Source organism: Caulobacter sp. (assembly GCF_017744445.1).
Taxonomy (GTDB): domain Bacteria; phylum Pseudomonadota; class Alphaproteobacteria; order Caulobacterales; family Caulobacteraceae; genus Caulobacter.
Genome location: NZ_JAGIBH010000004.1, coordinates 130,405 through 147,910 on the forward strand (window position 1 = coordinate 130,405; position 17,506 = coordinate 147,910).

19 protein-coding genes and 1 pseudogene are annotated in these 17,506 nt (G+C 67.9%); 6 read left to right on the plus strand and 14 right to left on the minus strand.

Annotated elements, in window-relative coordinates:
* Positions 1-115 precede the first annotated feature (115 nt).
* From J7528_RS07405 to J7528_RS07445, 9 genes and pseudogenes are all read right to left on the minus strand, one after another.
* Entirely contained in the window at positions 116-994 is an 879-nt protein-coding gene (locus tag J7528_RS07405; protein WP_291872345.1) for a TraB/GumN family protein, read from the minus strand.
* A 65-nt stretch (positions 995-1,059) separates the two neighbouring features.
* Complete coding sequence (locus tag J7528_RS07410) at positions 1,060-1,944, minus strand: alpha/beta hydrolase (RefSeq protein WP_291872347.1); 885 nt, start codon at positions 1,942-1,944, stop codon at positions 1,060-1,062.
* A gap of 85 nt (positions 1,945-2,029) precedes the next feature.
* Positions 2,030-2,698: a hypothetical protein gene (locus J7528_RS07415; protein ID WP_291872349.1), complete on the minus strand. Its 669-nt coding sequence runs from the start codon at positions 2,696-2,698 to the stop codon at positions 2,030-2,032.
* A 5-nt stretch (positions 2,699-2,703) separates the two neighbouring features.
* Positions 2,704-2,898, minus strand: coding sequence for a helix-turn-helix transcriptional regulator (locus J7528_RS07420; protein WP_291872351.1), 195 nt, complete (start codon positions 2,896-2,898; stop codon positions 2,704-2,706).
* Positions 2,895-3,296, minus strand: a complete 402-nt coding sequence (locus tag J7528_RS07425; RefSeq protein WP_291872353.1) for a hypothetical protein — start codon at positions 3,294-3,296, stop codon at positions 2,895-2,897. The genes J7528_RS07420 and J7528_RS07425 overlap by 4 nt, the downstream gene beginning before the upstream one ends.
* Positions 3,297-3,307: 11 nt before the next feature.
* Positions 3,308-3,748, minus strand: coding sequence for a hypothetical protein (locus tag J7528_RS07430; RefSeq protein WP_291872354.1), 441 nt, complete (start codon positions 3,746-3,748; stop codon positions 3,308-3,310).
* A gap of 115 nt (positions 3,749-3,863) precedes the next feature.
* Positions 3,864-4,171, minus strand: a pseudogene (locus J7528_RS07435) (hypothetical protein); the annotation flags it as partial.
* Positions 4,172-4,302: 131 nt separating this feature from the next.
* A complete protein-coding gene (locus tag J7528_RS07440) occupies positions 4,303-5,178 on the minus strand; it encodes a TraB/GumN family protein (RefSeq protein ID WP_291872357.1) in 876 nt (291 codons plus the stop codon).
* 115 nt (positions 5,179-5,293) lie between these two features.
* Complete coding sequence (locus J7528_RS07445) at positions 5,294-6,319, minus strand: 2'-deoxycytidine 5'-triphosphate deaminase (protein WP_291872359.1); 1,026 nt, start codon at positions 6,317-6,319, stop codon at positions 5,294-5,296.
* Between the two features lie 181 nt (positions 6,320-6,500).
* Between J7528_RS07445 and metZ the strand changes: the two genes are divergently transcribed.
* Positions 6,501-7,685, plus strand: coding sequence for an O-succinylhomoserine sulfhydrylase (gene metZ / locus J7528_RS07450; protein WP_291872361.1), 1,185 nt, complete (start codon positions 6,501-6,503; stop codon positions 7,683-7,685).
* Positions 7,666-8,130: a Co2+/Mg2+ efflux protein ApaG gene (apaG, locus tag J7528_RS07455; protein ID WP_291872364.1), complete on the plus strand. Its 465-nt coding sequence runs from the start codon at positions 7,666-7,668 to the stop codon at positions 8,128-8,130. Before metZ ends, apaG begins: the two co-directional genes overlap by 20 nt.
* Positions 8,131-8,201: 71 nt before the next feature.
* Here apaG and J7528_RS07460 read toward each other — a convergent pair whose 3' ends face one another.
* From J7528_RS07460 to J7528_RS07480, 5 genes are all read right to left on the minus strand, one after another.
* Positions 8,202-9,113: an Hsp33 family molecular chaperone gene (locus J7528_RS07460; RefSeq protein ID WP_291872365.1), complete on the minus strand. Its 912-nt coding sequence runs from the start codon at positions 9,111-9,113 to the stop codon at positions 8,202-8,204.
* 45 nt (positions 9,114-9,158) lie between these two features.
* A complete protein-coding gene (locus tag J7528_RS07465; RefSeq protein WP_291872367.1) occupies positions 9,159-10,409 on the minus strand; it encodes an SGNH/GDSL hydrolase family protein in 1,251 nt (416 codons plus the stop codon).
* A gap of 199 nt (positions 10,410-10,608) precedes the next feature.
* On the minus strand, positions 10,609-11,544 hold the full coding sequence (gene argF / locus J7528_RS07470) for an ornithine carbamoyltransferase (RefSeq protein WP_291872369.1): 936 nt from the start codon (positions 11,542-11,544) through the stop codon (positions 10,609-10,611).
* A 115-nt stretch (positions 11,545-11,659) separates the two neighbouring features.
* Positions 11,660-12,877 (minus strand): aspartate aminotransferase family protein, encoded by a 1,218-nt coding sequence (locus J7528_RS07475; RefSeq protein ID WP_291872371.1) that lies wholly within the window; start codon positions 12,875-12,877, stop codon positions 11,660-11,662.
* Positions 12,878-13,011: 134 nt separating this feature from the next.
* The gene (locus J7528_RS07480; protein WP_291872373.1) at positions 13,012-13,833 is read right to left on the minus strand and encodes an ABC transporter permease; all 822 of its coding nucleotides are present in this window, start codon (positions 13,831-13,833) and stop codon (positions 13,012-13,014) included.
* Between the two features lie 240 nt (positions 13,834-14,073).
* Between J7528_RS07480 and gcrA the strand changes: the two genes are divergently transcribed.
* The 4 genes from gcrA (at position 14,074) to J7528_RS07500 (ending at position 17,468) form a co-directional block, all read left to right on the plus strand.
* Positions 14,074-14,598: a cell cycle sigma 70 cofactor GcrA gene (gene gcrA, locus J7528_RS07485; RefSeq protein WP_291872375.1), complete on the plus strand. Its 525-nt coding sequence runs from the start codon at positions 14,074-14,076 to the stop codon at positions 14,596-14,598.
* Between the two features lie 266 nt (positions 14,599-14,864).
* Complete coding sequence (xseA, locus tag J7528_RS07490; RefSeq protein ID WP_291872377.1) at positions 14,865-16,391, plus strand: exodeoxyribonuclease VII large subunit; 1,527 nt, start codon at positions 14,865-14,867, stop codon at positions 16,389-16,391.
* 28 nt (positions 16,392-16,419) lie between these two features.
* Positions 16,420-16,635, plus strand: a complete 216-nt coding sequence (locus tag J7528_RS07495) for a DUF2093 domain-containing protein (protein ID WP_291872379.1) — start codon at positions 16,420-16,422, stop codon at positions 16,633-16,635.
* The gene (locus J7528_RS07500) at positions 16,620-17,468 is read left to right on the plus strand and encodes a M23 family metallopeptidase (RefSeq protein WP_291872381.1); all 849 of its coding nucleotides are present in this window, start codon (positions 16,620-16,622) and stop codon (positions 17,466-17,468) included. Before J7528_RS07495 ends, J7528_RS07500 begins: the two co-directional genes overlap by 16 nt.
* Positions 17,469-17,506 lie beyond the last annotated feature (38 nt).

Sequence of the window (17,506 nt, forward strand, 5' to 3'; positions counted from 1 at the left end):
CCGGGGCCCAGATCGTATGGCTGTGAGGCGCATGCAGAAACGCCCGCGATCCTTTCGGAGGCGCGGGCGCTCTTGCATCTAGGCCCCGGCTTTCGCCGGGGAATCGGGAAAGGGGTTACTCCACGCGCTCGGCCTTGACGCCCAGCTTGGCCAGCTGCGCCTGGACGCTGTCGGGACCCACCAGGTGGCCCGAGCCGACGGCGACGAAGCTGACGCCCGAGCCGGCCAGCTTGGTCTTCAGCTGCTGGGCCCAGTCCTCGTTGCGCTTGGTGATCAGCAGGTCATAGAGCTCGGGATACTTGCCCTTCATTTCCGAGACGAACTCGCTCTCCAGCGCGCTGGTGTCGCCGGCGGCCCAGGCGGCGACCATCTTGTCGATCTTGCCCACGCCCTCGTCGACGTCATCCAGGGTGGCGCTGAGGAAGTCGGCCTCGCTCTTGGCCGGCAGGTCGGCGAAGAAGCGGATCTGCTGGTCGGGCGTCTCGAAGGCCTTCTCGGCCTTGCCGGCGGCGCGGACCTCCTTGGCCAGCACGAACTCGACACCGCTCTTGGGATCGTAGCCGGCCTTGATCACCGGGATCATCGACAGCGTCACCGCCGCCAGCCAAGGGCGCATCATGTTCACGGCCTGAGGCGGGATGCCGGCGGCCTGGGCCAGGTCGTTGGCCTTCTTGAACTTGTCGGGCGCGATCTTGCCCGATAGCGGGTTGGCCGGATCCATGCCGTACTTCAACACCAAGGGCTGCATCACCGCCGGATCGTCCGAGCCGACGATCTCCAGGGTCAGGTCGCCGCTGTCGGCCAGGGCCTTGTCGATCTTGGCCGAGCGCCACTTCGTGTCGGGCTTCAGCACGTGGATCGTGCCGAACAGATAGATGGTCGAATCCTTGTCCTTGATGGCCCACAGGGCGGGTTCGGCCAGGGCCGAGCCTGCAAAGCCCAAGACGGCGACCGAGACGAGGCCTGCCGCGGCGCGGCGCAGATGACGAAGCATGAAAATCCCCGAATGACTTGAGGTTGAGAATTGGGCGGCTGGCGCGGAGGCGCAAGCCTTGGCGGCTATTTCAAGAAGGTCTCGACCGCCGCGGCGAAGGCCTGGGGCTGGTCCAGCATGATGAAGTGACGGCTGTCGTCGATCCGCTTCAGCGCCACGCCCGGCAGGGCCGCGTAGGCGTCGGCATAGGTCTTGTCGATCGCCGCCGTCGGCGCGCCCATGGCCGGAGCGTACGGATAGAGCAGCGTCACCGGCGTCTTGATCGCCGCCAGCTCGCCTCGGGCGTCGGTGGTCAGCAGGTCGTACATGGCGCGGCCAACAACCGACTGCGACGAGGCGACCGACCAGGCCAGGACCAGCTTCTGGCCGTCCGGCGATTTCACGAAGCGCGGCGTGGTCATGGCCTGCTGACTGGCGAAGGCCTCGGGGCTCATGGCGGTGACGCCGTCCCGCATGGCGGCGGCCTGCGGCTTGACGCTCTCGACCGTGGCGGCCGGCGAGAACAGCACCGCGAAGAACGGCAGGCTGTCGACGATCATCAGCCGGCCGATGTCCTCAGGGTGGCGACGCGCCAGCAGCAGACCCGTGAAGCCGCCCATCGAGTGGCCGATCACGGCCGGCGACTTCAGGTGGTTGGCCTTGATGTAGCCGTCGACGGCCTCGACCAGCGGGTCGACCACCTCCCCCTCGGCATTGCCGGCGACCGGCGCGCCGGCGAAGCCCGCCACCTGGACGACGTGGACGCGGTGCGAGGTCGCCAGCTGCTTGACCGTGGCGTCCCAAACCGCGCCGGACGAAGCCAGCCCCGGGATCAGGACGACGTCGGGACCCTTGCCCGTGACGGTGACGGTCATCCGGTCGGCGGCATGAGCGTGGCTGCCGCCGAACACGCCGCAGGCGGCCAGGATGGCCATGGCGATGACGAACAGGTGGAAGCGTTTGCGCGGCATGGATCTTTCTCCCCCGTAGGGACGTGCGGAAGGCTTCGGCGCTTGAGACGCCGAGGAGCGGGACGCTTTGGAGGTACTGTTTAGGTTAGGCGGCCAGGCCGCGACGCCAGGTGACGCCAAAGCCGATCAGCAGGTAGACGGCCATCATCACGGGCACGGCGTCCCACAGGGTCATGACCGGCAGCAGGCCCAGCTTTCCGCCGGCCGCCCACAGGAACATCGCGCCCTGCAGGACCACGAAGCACAGCGCGCCGACCTCGGTCATGGCCTGTCGCATCAGCTCGTCGCTGCGGATCCAGACCGAGATGTTCATGGCGGTCTGTAGCAGGAACAGCGCGATCAGGCCGACCATGGCCGCTGAACCGACCAGCGGCGGGACGGTCTCGAAGGCCGTGCTGACGGCCACCGGCGTGACCATCATGACGCCCGCCAGCAGCAGCACGACGCCGTTCTGGGCGTAGAAGAACACCTGGGCCTTCGTCGCGGGCCGGCCGCCCTCAGGGTCAAGTTGGCGGCCCAACGCCTTGCGGCTGGCGCAGACGGCCAGGACACCAATGCCCAGGCCGACCATGAACACGCCCAGCAGGGCGGCCATCATGTCGGGCCAGGCGGGGTTCCACTCCCCGAAGTCCTTCAGCCCGCCCAGCCAGCGACCGAACAGATAGCCCAGCGGCGCGGCGGCGATCCCGTACACGAGGGCCCGGACCAGACGGTTGGACTGGTAGGCCTTGGAAAATTGCGACACGAGGGTCATGGCGATCAGGCCTCGTCCTGGAAGATGGTTTCGATGGGTTGCCCGAACAGCCGGGCGATCTTGAAGGCCAGCGGCAGGCTGGGATCGTACTTGCCGGTCTCCAGCGCGTTGATCGTCTGGCGCGAGACCTGCAGCGCCTCGGCCAGGTCAGCCTGGCTCCAGTCGCGCTCGGCCCGCAGCACCTTGAGGCGGTTCTTCACTGGTAGCGCCTCCGGACGAAGGGCTGGGCCAGGCCGAAGGAACCGCAGAACACCGGGAAGATCAGGTACAGCGGGAAGTGCGGGACGACCTCGACGTTCTCAAGGAAGCCCCAGGCCGTGCCGAATGCCATGGTGACGCCCGTGCCCCACAGCAACGACTGGACCAGCACGGTGCGCAGGAACTCGTCGGTCTCCTCCATCAGATAGAGGCCCATCGCGGCGATCACGCCGATGATCGGAATAGCCGGCGCCACGCCCAGCAGCCACAGCAGCGGCCCGGTGGGGTGATGGCGCTCGATGAACCACAACGATCCCATCAGCACGGCGACGTAGCCGCCCATGGCCGGAACGAAGCGGCGCAGATAGTTGCGCGCGGCGGGAGTCTGGCAGTCGCGCATGGTCCCCTCCCTCAGCGCTGACGGATCAGCCACCAGCCGGCCCAGGCCAGGCCGTAACCCACGATCTGACAGATCAACAGCGCCAGCATGCCGACGAACATCCAGCCCGCCGCCTTCAGGTCACCGTAGGCGGCCACCAGCTTCTCGGAGTCGCCCAGCAGGCCAAGCCCCAGGGCAATCAGCATCCCGCCCTGCCCGCCCCAGAACCAGGCGAACTTGTGCGCTTCGCGAGCCGCCTCGTCGATCATGCGCCAATAGATGATCGTCACGGGCACGAGCAGCACCATCAGCACGACCAGCACGCCGCCGATCAACCACAGCGGAATTTCCCAGTGCAGCAAGGTCGCCAAGGCGAAGGCGCCGCCCACAAGCCCGCCCAGGACGAAACAGCCCGCCATGATCCGCTGAGCGATCTCCTCCCGGCTGACCTTACGCGCTTCGATCTTTTCCATGACAAGCCACCCCGTCTAAATGACAAGGACATTTGTCATTCACGAGCACACCATGTCAAGCATGGTTGTCATTTTGTCAGGCAGTATCGACTAAAGGACGGAGAAGCTTGACGTTTCAGGCGGCTTTGCGGCCCAGGAACGGATCGACCGACAGCGACTCGCCGGTGACGCCGCGCCAGTGGACGGCCTCCAAGCGCTTGAGGGCGCGGCCCAGCATGCCGGGGCGCGGGCGACTGACGACTTCCCAGCCGTAGCGCGAGAACCGGTCGCCGAAGTCGGACCAGCGGATCACGCGGCCTTCGCCGTCCTGGCGCCAGACGGCCTTGTCGCAGCCGGGAATACGCGCGCACCGCTCCCAGGCCTCGACGCGGCCTTGCAGGATCAGGAACGGGTCTTGAGCAGTACGGGCCATCGGGGCCTCCGTGGGAACTCGATTTGCCCTCGGCGAGACTGAGTCGCGCCTCACGAGGACAGGCACTAGGATTTGTGTAACTGCACCGACTGTCCACCAGATCTGGTGCGGCGGGTTGCCGCGCGACACGGCCTGCGACAGCTTACTGGATGCGTCTGACGGCGTAGCCGCGGGCTTTCATCAGGGCCGGAAGCCCCTCGCCGCCCGCCATGTGCAGGGCCCCGACGACGACCAGCTCCGCGCCCTCGCCCTGCCGCATCTCGGCATCGAGACGATCGGCCCAGGCCAGGTTGCGGCGCTTGAGCAGGGCGTCATAGAGCGCCGGGCGATCGGTCTTCATGCGATCGACCAGGCGGCTGCCCAGCCGGTTCATGTCGCCGGCCAGCCAGGCGCGCTCCAGCGCGACGCCGTCTCGCGGCGGGGTCAGCTGCTCGCGGGCGACGTCGTCCAGGTAGTCGAGCTCGGCCTGCTCGGGCAGGTCGGCGAAGATGCGCAGTTGCTGCTCGAACGTCTCGAAGGTCGAGATCGGCTTGTCGGCCGTCTTGGCGCGCTGGGTCGTGGCCTGGTCGACGCCGCTGGCGACCTCGCCGCCTTGCCGCGTCATCGGCGCGACCGACAGCATCATCGCCGCCGCCCAGGGGCGCAGGCGCTCGACGCGCTCCAGCGGCACGCCGTCGCGATCCAGCACCGGCCGCAAGGTGGCCAGGGCCGTCGGCGACAGCTTCTGGGTCAGGGAGCGATCGGCGTCGACGCCATAGCGGTCGACCAGGGCCTTCACCTCAGCGGGCGGCAGGTCGGCGCGGGTCTCGAACCAGACGCGGTCGGCGACGGCATAGGCGTGGTCGAAGGCCCGGGTGCGCCAGCGCACGTCCGGACGCAGCACGTGCATCGAGCCGAACAGGTAGACGACGGAGTCCCTGTCGCGGACTTCCCACATCGCCGGAGCGGCATTGGCGACGCCAACACCGGCCATCCAAACGAGACCCGCCGCGATCGCCCCGCGCGACAGACGCCTCACTACGCCACGAAACATCTCTTAAAGGCCCGACCTAAACGAGGCCCTCAGATAAGCGCGAGTCTCCTAAACACGGAGCTTAACGCCGCCGCGACATAACGACTCAGCCCAGTGACGCTTAAGACCAGGCCTTGAAATGCTTGGACAACTTCAGGCCCTGGCGCTGGTAGTGCGACCCACCCTCGCCATAAAGGCGCACCGGCCGCGAGGTCAGGGGTTCATAGACCAGCCGCGCGACGGTCTGGCCGTCCTCCAGCAGGAATGGCGTCTCGTGGCTGCGCACTTCCAGCACGCCCTTGGAGCCGACCGCCGCCGCCTCTTCGGTGCCGAAGCCCGGATCGAAGAAGCCGGCATAGTGGACGCGGAACTCGCCGACCGACGGATCGATCGGGGTCATCTCGGCCGCTTCCAGCACCGGAATCTCGATGTCGTCCTTGGAGGCCAGGATGTAGAACTCGCCCGGATCCAGCAGCAGCTCGCCATGGCGGGCCTCCAGCGGCTCCCAGTAGTCGCGCGGGTCGTGGCCGTCCTCGTGGTCCAGGTCGACGACGCCGGCGTGGCGACGACCGCGGAAGCCGACGACACCCGTGTCCGAGGTCAGGTCGACGCCGACGCTGCGGGTGGCCAGCTTGGCCGGCTCGCCGCGCTTGAGGCGCAGCTGGTTCAGGCGCGTGCCGGCCCGGACCAGCACCGAGAAGGTCTGCGGCGCGATCTCGATATAGAGCGGACCGGTATAGCCGGCGTCGACATCGTCGAAGGCGCGGCTGTGGTCGGTCAGCAGGCGGACGAAGACGTCCACCCGACCCGTCGAGCTCTTGGGATTGCCCCGCGCCGACACCGTCATGGGCAGGGCCAGGCGCTCCTGGATCTCGGCGATATAGACGCAGCCCTTCTCCAGCACCGCGCCCTTGGTCAAATCGAGCTCGTGCATGGCCACGTCCTTCAGGCGCTCAGGCACCTTGCGGTGCAGGCCCGGCAGGAACGAGGCGCGGATCCGCCAGGCGCGCGCGCCCAGGCGCAGGTCCAGGCTGGCGGGCTGCACCTGATCGACGTCAAACGGCGTGGCTGAGGTGATCGCCTCTTGGACGATCAGGTCTTCGATATTCTGGCAGGGCAGAATCCCTGCGGCGTGGGCGTCGGTCATCGGCGCGACACTCGCCAAACCTCGCCCCAAAGGCAAGGTAAGACCGTGGCAAGCTCGCCCGTGACAATGTGTTTTTCGCCCGTGACAATTCTCCGGTCGCGGATGGGGCGTTCATGCTTGACCAGGACCCCCTCCCCGCTCCTTATGCCGGCGGTTTTACGCGTAAGATGAGGCAAGGCCCGTGGCCGAGGATCCAAAAGACTGGAACGTCGCGACGAAGCTCATTCGTGGGGGCCTCGCGCGTTCGCAGTTCATGGAGACCGCCGAGGCGCTCTATCTGACGCAGGGCTTCACCTATGACAGCGCCGAGGGCGCCGACCGCCGCTTCGCCGGCGAGGACCCCGGCTTCGTCTATTCGCGGTTCAACAATCCGACCGTGAAGATGTTCGAGGACCGCCTGGCCCTGCTGGAAGGCGCGGAAGTCTGCCGCGCCCAGGCGACCGGCATGGCCTCAATCCACGCCGCCCTGATGGGCCTGGTCCGCGCTGGCGACCACGTGGTGGCCGGCCGCGCGCTGTTCGGCTCGTGCCGCTGGATCGTCAGCGAGTGGCTGCCGCGCTTCGGCGTCGAGACCACCTTTGTCGACGCCACCGACATCCGTGAGTGGGAAGCGGCCATCCGTCCCAACACCAAGGCGGTGCTGATCGAGACGCCCTCGAACCCCGTGCTCGAAATCACCGACATCCGCGCGGTGTCGGAGCTGGCCCACGCGGTCGGCGCCAAGGTCATCGTCGACAACGTCTTCGCCACCCCGATCTTCCAGAAGCCGCTGGAGCTGGGCGCCGACGTGGTCGTCTATTCGGCCACCAAGCACATCGACGGCCAGGGCCGCGTGCTGGGCGGGGCCATCCTGACCAGCGAGGCGATCAACGAGGAGTTCTACCGCGACAGCCTGCGCCACACCGGCCCGTCGCTGTCGCCGTTCAACGCCTGGATCATGGTCAAGGGCCTGGAGACGCTGGACCTGCGCGTGCGCCGCCAGACCGACAGCGCCTTTGCCCTGGCCAACACCATGGCCGAGCACAAGAAGGTGCAGAAGGTCCTCTACCCCTTCCGCCCCGACCATCCGGGCCACAACGTCGCCAAGTCGCAGATGACCGGCGGCGGCACCGTGATCGCCCTGGACCTGGGCTCGCGCGAAGCGGCCTTCAAGTTCCTGAACGCCCTGGAGATCGTCGACATCTCCAATAACCTGGGCGACGCGAAATCCATGGCGACCCACCCGCCGACCACGACGCACCGCTCGGTGCCCGAGGAGCAACGTCCGATGCTAGGCGTTACCGAGGGCGGCGTGCGCCTGTCGGTGGGCCTGGAAAGCGTCGAAGACCTCAAGCGGGATGTGATCCGTGCGCTCGATCAGGCGTGAAACCTCTCCCCCGATGCAGCGCATGCGTCGACGTCGCGGCCAGGACGGCGCGGCCTATGAAGCGCGCACGCGCGACATCGTCGTGCGCGTCTTCCCGATCTACGCTGCCAAGGAATCCTCGCCCGAGCAGGGCCTGTACCTCTGGTCCTACACGGTCGAGATCGAGAACCACGGCGTCGAGACCGTGACCCTGGTCTCGCGCCGCTGGACGATCGTCGACGCCTTCAACCGCGTGAACGACGTCGAGGGCTCGGGCGTGGTCGGCGAGCAGCCGGAGCTGAAGCCCCGCGAGGCCTTCCGCTACGTCTCCAACTGCCCCCTGCCCACCCCGTCGGGCGCGATGAAGGGCAGCTACGCCATGGTCACCGACGAGGGCGAACTTTTCGACGTCGAGATCCCGGAGTTCTCGCTGCACCTGCCCGGCGCGGCGGCGAAGCTGAACTAGGCTTCCATCCGACGGAAACAAAAAAGCCGGCGCTCTTTCGGGCGCCGGCTTTCTGCGTTCCGGGACCTGGATCAGGCCGCCGCCGGGGGATCCAGCTTGTAGACGCGCGAGCAGTACTCGCAGGTCACGTGGATCTTGCCGTCGGGCTCGACCATGTCGGCCACTTCCTCGGCCGAGAACGAGTCCATCACCACGCCGATCCGCTCGTCCGAGCAGCGGCAGAAGGCGCGCAGCGGCTTTTCCTCCAACAGGCGCACGCCGTCCTCATTGAACAGGCGCCACAGCAGGGTCGGGGTCGAGATGGTCGGGTCGATCAGCTCGTCCTCGCCGGTTGTCTCGAACAGGGCCTGCACGTGGGTCCAGGCGTCCTGGGTGTCGCCGCGCGCGGCGTCGCCCGCGATAACCTGGATCAAGATGCCACCGGCGCGCCACTTGGGGCCCTCGCCCGTGTCAACCTGGCCGACGGCCAGACGCACGCGGGTCGGGGTCTGCTCCGACTGCTGGAAGTACTGCTCGGCGCACAGGGCCAGGGTCTCGCCCTCGATCGGCGTGACACCCTGATAGCGCTCCATGTCGGCGCCCTGGTCCAGGGTCATGATGAACACGCCGCCGCCCAGCAGGGTCTTGGCGCCCGGACGCGTGAAGCCTTCCGAAGCCTTGGCCACCTCTTCCGGGTCGAACCGGCAATAGCCGCGCAGGCCGCCGCTGGTGTCGTAGTCGACCACGACATAGCGCACCGGGCCGTCGCCCTGGGCCTGGACGATCAGGCGGCCTTCGAACTTCAGGCTGGAGCCGACCAGGGCCGCCAGCGCGCAGGCTTCGCCCAGCAGGTTGGCGACCGCCTCGGGATAGTCGTGACGGGTCAGCACCTCGTCCACGGCGTCGCCGAGACGGACCATGCGGCCGCGCACGGGCAGGCCTTCGATCTGGAACGCGGAAACGACGTCGTCGAGGACGCCGGTATTGGGAGCGATGTCGGTCATGGGGAGGCTAGATAGGCCGTTTGGCGAAAATTGCGAGGGGGCCCGCTATTTCACGCCGAACAGTCGCAGATCCACCGCCGCCGCCATGACCTTGTAGCCAGCGTCGCCGGGGTGCAGCCAGTCGCCGCTCTGATAGGCCTCGACCATGGTGTCGGGCTTCTTGGGATCACGCACGGCGGCGTCAAAGTCGATCACCCCGTCGAACGCGCCCGAGGTGCGGATCCAGGCATTGACCGCCTGGCGCGTCGCCTCGGTCTGCGGCGAGAAGCTGCGATAGCCGCCTTGCGGCGTCAGGGTGGCGCCATGGATGCGCAGGCCCTTGGCGTGGGCGCGCAGGATGATCTGCTTGTAGGCCCCGATCAGATCGTCGGCATTAGCGCGCTCGCCATACTGCGGATTAAAGGCCCGGTTGATGTCGTTGATGCCTTCCATCAGCACCACGTCGGTGGCGCCGGGCACCGACAGCACGTCGCGGTCGAAGCGCGCCAGGGCGCTGGGGCCAGAGCGCTCACGCAGCACGCGGTTGCCGCTGATGCCGACATTGACCACCGCCGCGCGGCCGGCCAGGCGCACGGCCAGCAGGTCGGGCCAGGACTGGTAGGCGCCGGGCGTCGAGCCCGCGCCCTCGGTGATGGAGTCACCCAGAGTCACGATCACCCGGCGCGGGGGGACCGAGGCGACCTCGACCCCGCTGACGATCGCGCCCAGACGCAGGGGCTTGTCGCCGAAGCGCGCGGCCGTGGTGAAGTCGCCCTTGTCCGACAGGGTCTGCCTGAGGCTGTGGGTCGGAAGCTTGGTCTCCTCGGGCAGGTACAGGCTGACCGCCAGTTCCTGCAACGCGGCCACGGGCAGGTCGACGGGATCGCTGTAGAGCGGCGCGCCGGGATAGATCATCGCCTGGGCCTGGCCGCCGAAGGTCAGGGCCTTGCCCTCCCCCGCCGAGCCATCGGCCTTGGCCGGCGCGACCGCCGCCTTGCCGATGACGATCGGCGCGGTCCCGAACTCGTTGGAGAGGCGCACCCGCACCTTGGTCCCGGCGGCCGAGACGCGGACCAGTTGGCGGATCGTCACGTCGGCGACGGTCGAGGGACCGGAAGCCAGCGGCGGCGGCGTCTGTTGCGTGGCCGGCGGCGCGGGGGCCGGCGCGGGCGCGGGATTGGGCGCTGAAGCCGGCGGCGGCGCGTTCGGCGAGACGGGCGCGAAGCCCCAGGCGCCCAGCCAGCGGTCGGCGGCCAGGGCCTGGCTCGCGATCAGGGAGACCGCGAGGCAAGCGGCGGTGACATGGCGAGCTTTCATGAGGTCCCCTCCCAACTTTGTTGGGAAGGAGCCTAGCCGAGGAAGGGCCTTCGACACCCCATTTTTACCCCCTTCCCGCTCATCCCCGCGAAAGCGGGGACCCAAGCGGCCTCAGGGATTTGGCACGGACGAGAATAGGCCCGCAGACTCAGCTTGGGTCCCCGCTTTCGCGGGGATGAGCGGAGTTGGGGATAGGGTCTTAGCCGATGGCCCCGAACGCCCAGGCCAGCACGGACTTCTGGGCGTGGATGCGGTTCTCGGCTTCGTCCCAGACCAGCGAGCGCGGGCCGTCCAAGACTTCGTCGGTGACTTCCTCGCCCCGGTGAGCCGGCAGGCAGTGCAGGAAGACGCCGTTGCCGGCCGCCAGGTCCATCAGCTTGTCGTCGACCTGATAGGGCTCCAGCGCGGCCAGGCGCTCGTCATGGTCGGTGTCGCCCATCGAGACCCAGGTGTCGGCCACGACGACGTCGGCGCCCTTCACGGCTTCCTTGGCGTCCGTGCCCATGCTGACGCGGCCTTGCAGGCTCTCGGCGCGGGCCAGGTCGTGCAGGTCGGCGTGATAGACCGCCGGACAGGCGATCTTCAGCTCGAAGCCCAGCAGCGGCGCGGCATGGATGAAGCTGGAGCAGACATTGTTGCCGTCGCCGACCCAGGCGATGGTCTTGCCGGCGATCGGGCCGCGATGCTCCTCGATGGTGAGGATGTCGGCCATGATCTGGCAGGGGTGGCTCTTGTCGGTCAGGCCGTTGATGACTGGCACGGTCGAGACCTGGGCGAAGCGCTCGACGTCGGCGTGGCTGTTGGCGCGGATCATCACCGCGTCGACCATGCGCGACAGCACCTTGGCGGTGTCCTCGATGGTCTCGCCGCGGCCCAGCTGCATGTCGTTGGACGTCGAGATGATGGCGCTGCCGCCCAGCTGGCGCATGGCCGCGTCGAACGAGAAGCGGGTGCGGGTCGAGTTCTTCTGGAAGATCATCGACAGCACGCGGTCCTTGGCCGGCGCGTCGGCGTCGACCTTGCCCTGCGGCCAGCCCTTGCGGGCGGTCTTGCGGGCGTGGGCGTCGTCCAACATCAGGCGCAGGGTCGCGCCGTCCAGCTTCCACAGGTCGATGAAGTGGCGGGGGGTGGTCATCGGACTATCCCTTATCCCCGCATCCCCGGCGAAAGCCGGGGCCCAGATGCATCCTGGAAGTCAGCGGGCTTGATCTGGGTCCCGGCTTTCGCCGGGAAAACGGGGGTGAGAGGTTTTAGGCAGCCGAGGCCTTGGCGCGCGCGGTTTCGCAGGCCTTTTCCAGCTTGGCGATCGCCTCGCTGGCTTCCTCGACGGTCAGGTTCAGCGGCGGCAGCAGGCGCACGCAGTTGTCGCCGCCGCCGGCGATCAGCAGCTTCTGATCGCGGGCCATGACCATGAAGTCACGGTTGTTCGGCACCACCTTGATGCCGATCAGCATGCCCTTGCCGCGGATGTCGACGATGACGTCCGGGAAGCGGTCCTTCAGACCGTTCAGCTGCTGGGTGAAGTAGCCGGCGACGGTCTTGACGTTGTCCAGCAGCTCTTCGCTGTTGATCGCGTCGAAGGCCGCCTGGCCCACGGCCATGGCCAGCGGGTTGCCGCCGTAGGTCGACCCGTGAACGCCCGGGGTCATGCCGCGCGCCGCCTCGGTCGAGGCCAGGCAGGCGCCGACCGGGAAGCCGCCGCCCAGGGCCTTGGCCACGGCCATGATGTCCGGTTCGGCGCCTTCCGCCCACTCGTAGGCGAACAGCTTGCCCGTCCGGCCCATGCCGCTTTGCACTTCGTCGAAGATCAGCAGGACGCCGGCGTCGCGGGTGATCTGGCGCAGCTCGATCAGCTGGGCTTCGGTCAGGGCGCGCGCGCCGCCCTCGCCCTGCACCGGCTCGATGATCACCGCGGCGGTCTTGTCGTCGATGGCGGCCTTCAGGGCGTCCATGTCGCCGAACGGCAGCTGGATGTAGCCCGGCAGGCGCGGACCAAAGCCGTCCAGATAGCTGGCGTTGCCCGAGGCGTTGACCGCCGCGTACGACCGGCCGTGGAACGAACCGTCGAAGCCGATGATGTTCACGCGCTCGGCCTGGCCGTTGACCACGTGATAGCGACGGGCGGCCTTCAGGGCGCACTCGATCGCCTCGGTGCCCGAGTTGGTGAAGAACACCACGTCGGCGAAGGTGGCCGCGCACAGCTTGTCGGCCAGCACTTCCTGCTCGGGGATCGTGTAGATGTTGGAGACGTGCCAGAGCTTCTCGCCCTGGGTCTTCAGCGCATCGACCAGCACGGGGTGGGCGTGGCCCAGGCCGCAGGTGGCGATGCCGGCCACACAGTCCAGGTATTCCTCGCCCGTGGTCGAGAACAGTCGCGCGCCTCGGCCTCGCTCAAACGCCAGCGGGGCGCGGTTGTAGACGCCCATGATGTGGTGTTGTGCGGGGTTGGACGACGTCGCGGTGCTCAAGGACCGGCCCTCCTAAAAGGAAAGAAGCCCCCGCACTGCAAGTGCGGGGACCGGAAGGCCGCAGGTTGTCGCCGTGGAACGACGTCGTGTCAATCAAGGGACTGTGAAAAGGCCCTGAAAAACCGGCGGAAAACCTAGCTCTTCAGACGGTAACCCGTGACGAACAGGCGCCAGCACCACAGGAACATCGCGACGGTCAGCGCGCCAGTCGCCGCGACGCCGATCAGGATCGAGCCGTCGGCATGGCCGATGAAGCCGTAGCGGAAGCCGTCGATCAGATAGAAGAACGGATTGAAGTGGCTGGCCGTGCGGAACGGCTCGGGCAGCTTGTCGACCAGGTAGAACGTGCCCGACAGGAAGGTCATGGGCATGATCAGGAAGTTGGTGACGGCGGCCAGCTGGTCGAACTTCTCCGACCACAGGCCGGCCAGCACGCCGGCCAGGCCCAGGATCAGCGAGGCAGCGACGCCAAAATAGAGGATGGCCCACAGGTGGGCGATCGACAGGCCCGCGCCCGGCAGCACGCCGATGACGATGGCGGTGACCGCGCCCACCACGATACCGCGCGTCGCCGCGCCCAGGGTAAAGCCCAGCACCTGCTCCAGCGCCGATAGCGGCGGGGTCAGGAAGTCGGGCGTCAGGCCCATCATCTTGGCCTGGATCAGCGACGAGGACGAGTTGGCGAAGGCGTTGTTCAGGATCGCCATCATGATCAGGCCCGGAGCCACGAAATGGCCGAAGGTGACCCCGCCCACGGCCGGCCGGCTGGCGCCGACGGCGACCACGAAGACCAGCATGTAGAGCAGCGTGGTGACCACCGGCGCGGCCACGGTCTGAGTCCCGACCTTCCAGAACCGGCGGATTTCACGCTGATACAGGGTGACGAACCCGGACCAATTCCAGCCGTGGTAGTCGCGCGGCTGCGGCGGAATGACGCTGTTCGTCATATCTCTCATAGGCTCAACCCGTTGTGTTGCTTGGCCATGTGCGCCTTGAGGGGCCGTTCCGCAAGCTTGGGCTTGCGTGAATCAACATCTTGTTTCTGTGGACAGAGTCGTTGGCGCCTATTGTGCGCTTTAACACATTCTTTACGATATCTAGTAGGACGACAGCCGGCGGGGCTGTCCGATCACCAAATGTAGGGGCGATGGGCGTGGGGACGCTCGTCTCTCCTAGGTAAACGGCGGAGACGGGTTATGAGCTGGACCGACGAACGAGTCTCGACCTTGAAGAAGCTTTGGCTGGACGGCCTGTCGGCCAGTCAGATCGCCAAACAACTGGGCGGCGTCACGCGCAACGCCGTCATCGGCAAGGTGCACCGCCTGGGCCTGTCGGGCCGCGCGGCCCCCTCGCAACCGGCGCGCCCGGCGTTCAAGGCCCCGCGTCCGGCCCGTCCGGCCGCCCAGGCCATGCCGTCGGCGCCGCGCCGCGTGACCCCGGTCGAAGCGCCGACCTCGTCGGTTCCGGTGGCCTCGGCCCCCGCGCCGCTGCCGGCCTTCCGGCATGAAGAGCCGGGCTCGGCCACCGTGCTGACCCTGGGCGCGCACATGTGCAAGTGGCCGATCGGCGACCCGTCGTCGGAAGGCTTCACCTTCTGCGGCCGCCGCTCGTCGGAAGGCCCCTACTGCGTCGAACACGCCCGCGTGGCCTACCAGCCGCAGCAGACCAAGAAGAAGGGCGGCGCCACCGAGCTCGCCCGTTCGCTTCGCCGCTACATCTAAGAAGAACAAAAGTCTCTCAGGCGGCGGATCCCGGATGGCCCAAAAGGCCGTCCGGGATTTTTGCGTTTCAGCCCCGACAGTCCGTTTCCCCGGCGAAAGCCGGGGCCCAGATTCAGCCTGAGCGGTTTGGGATGATCCGAGATACGCCCGTCCAATTCGTCAGGCGTTCGTGGGCTCGATCTGGGCCCCGGCTTTCGCCGGGGAGATCGGGTGTTTGTTGGGCGTTACTGATGACCCGAGCGGACTTCCGCCCTAGATAAGCTCCCATGACGGACCTCGCGCCGAACGATTCCAACGCGCCGCCCTATTCGGTTTCCGAGCTGGCCTTCGCCCTGAAGCGCACGCTGGAGGACCGCTATGGCTTCGTGCGTCTGCGCGGTGAGCTGTCCAAGGTCACGCACCACAGCAACGGCCACGTCTATCTGACCATCAAGGACGACAAGTCCGCGATCGACGGCGTCGTCTGGAAAGGCAACGTGCGGGGCCTGGGCGTGCGGCCCGAGCACGGGCTCGAGGTCATCGTCACCGGCAAGATCACCACCTATCCGGCCGGCTCGCGCTACCAGATCGTCATCGACAGCATGGAGGCCGCCGGCGTCGGCGCGCTGCTCGCCCAGCTGGAGCGGCTGAAGGCCAAGCTGGCTGGCGAGGGTTTGTTCGACGCTCAGCGCAAGCGCCCCCTGCCCTCGATGCCGGCCGTCGTCGGCGTCATCACCAGCCCGACCGGCGCGGTGATCCGTGACATCCTGCACCGCATCCGTGACCGCTGGCCCTGCCAGGTGCTGGTCTGGCCCTGCGTGGTGCAAGGCGACGCCGCCGCCGGCCAGGTCAGCGCGGCCATTCGTGGCTTCAACGCCATCGCGCCCGGCGGTCCGGTGCCGCGTCCCGACATCCTGATCGTCGCGCGCGGCGGCGGCTCGGTCGAGGACCTGTGGGCCTTCAACGACGAGGGCCTGGCCCGCACCGTGGCCGAGGGGACCATCCCGCTGATCTCGGCCGTCGGCCACGAGACCGACACCACCCTGATCGACTTCGTCTCCGACCGCCGCGCGCCGACCCCGACCGCCGCCGCCGAGATGGCCACGCCGGTGCTGGCCGAGTTGCGCGCCCTGATCTCGGACTTCGACCGCCGCCTGAACCGCTGCGGCTCGCGCACGATCGAGGATCGCCGCACCCGCCTGGTCAGCGCCGCCCGCGGCCTGCCCCGCCCCGACGATATCCTGGCCTTGGCCCAGCAACGGTTCGACATCGCCTCGGGACGCCTGGACGCGGCCCTGCACCGCAACACCACCGTCCACGCCCAGGAGCTGCTGAAGGTCACCGCGCGCCTGACGCCGGACGCCCTGCGCCGTCAGCATGCTAGCAAGGCCGACCGCGTCGCGGACCTCGGCCGTCGCCTGGATCTGGCCGCCCGCCGCGTTCCCGACCGCGCCGCCCAGCACGCGCGCCTGCCCGCCCTGTGGCAGCGCCTGAACGCCGCCGGCGACCGCCGCCTGCAGCGCGACGCCGACCGCCTGGCCAACCTGGAAAAGCTGCGCCAGTCGCTGAACCCCGAGCGGCCGCTGGAGCTGGGCTTCGCCCTGGTTCGCAAGGGCGACGGTACCCTGGCCCGCTCGGCCGCCGACTTGGTCTCGGGCGAGCGCGTGAACCTGAAGTTCAAGAGCGGCGACCGCGACGCAGTGATCGACGGCGAAGGCGGCTTCGTCCCGCCGCCTGCGCCCGCAGCAGCGCCGGCGCCGAAACCCCGCCCCAAGCCGGCCGCGCCGCCGGCCGATCAGGGCGACCTGTTCTGAGCCTTCGGGTTGGCGTAGAGTAAGAGCCATGAACGCTTTCGATCGAGATCTCGGCAAGTCCGACGGCCTGGCCGTCCTGCATTATGGCGACGGCGAATATGCCGTGCTCAGCCCTGGCCGCTTCGTGCTGTGCGCCGTGACCAACAAGCAGATCCCGCTGGAAGCCCTGCGCTACTGGAGCCCCGAGCACCAGGAAGCCTATGCCGGCCCCACCGAGGCGCTGAAGCGTTGGCAAGAGGCCTGAGCCGCCGCGCGGTCATCGCCGCGCTTCCGCTTTCCGGTCTGGCGGGGCTCGCGCACGCGGCCGCGCCGGGTCTTTCCCTATCTGGCAAGTTCGTCCAGGGCGGCTATGCCGTCGGCCGCACCACGCCACGCGCGCTGATCGACGTCGATGGCCTGGTTCAGACCACCGCCTCGGCCAACGGCTGGTTCGTGATCGGTTTCGACCGCGACGCTCCGCCGGCCAGCAAGCTGACGGTGACCACGCCGGACGGCTCGGCCATCGACGAGCGCACGATCGCGCCGGGCGACTTCGACATCCAGCGCATCGACGGCCTGCCGCCCGAGCAGGTCACTCCGACCGACCCGGCCCTGCTGGAGCGGATCACCGCAGAGAACGTGCGCAAGGTCGCCGGCTTCGCCAGCCAGATCGACCTGGAGGGGTTTCGCGACGGATTCATACTACCGGTTGTCGGCGCGCGCCGTTCGGCCCGGTTCGGCGGCCAGCGGATCCTGAATGGTGAACCCAAGCGTCCCCATTATGGGGTTGACCTGGCGACCCCGGTGGGCACGCCAGTGCGCGCTCCGGCGGGCGGCGTGATCGCCTTCGCCGAGACTGGATTGCATTATGAAGGCGGTCTCGTCCTGGTCGATCACGGCCAGGGTTTGGTGACGGCCTATCTGCACCTGTCGAAAATCCTCGTCCCCACGGGCACTTATGTGAAACAGGGCCAATTGATCGCGCAAACCGGCAAGGAAGGCCGCGCGACCGGCCCTCACCTGTGCTGGCGCATGAAGTGGCGCGGCCGCAACCTGGACCCATCCCTGCTGGTCGGCGCAGGGCCTTTCCAAGCTTAAGTTTCCCCCCTGGCGCGAGTTAAAATCATTCGCTAGCT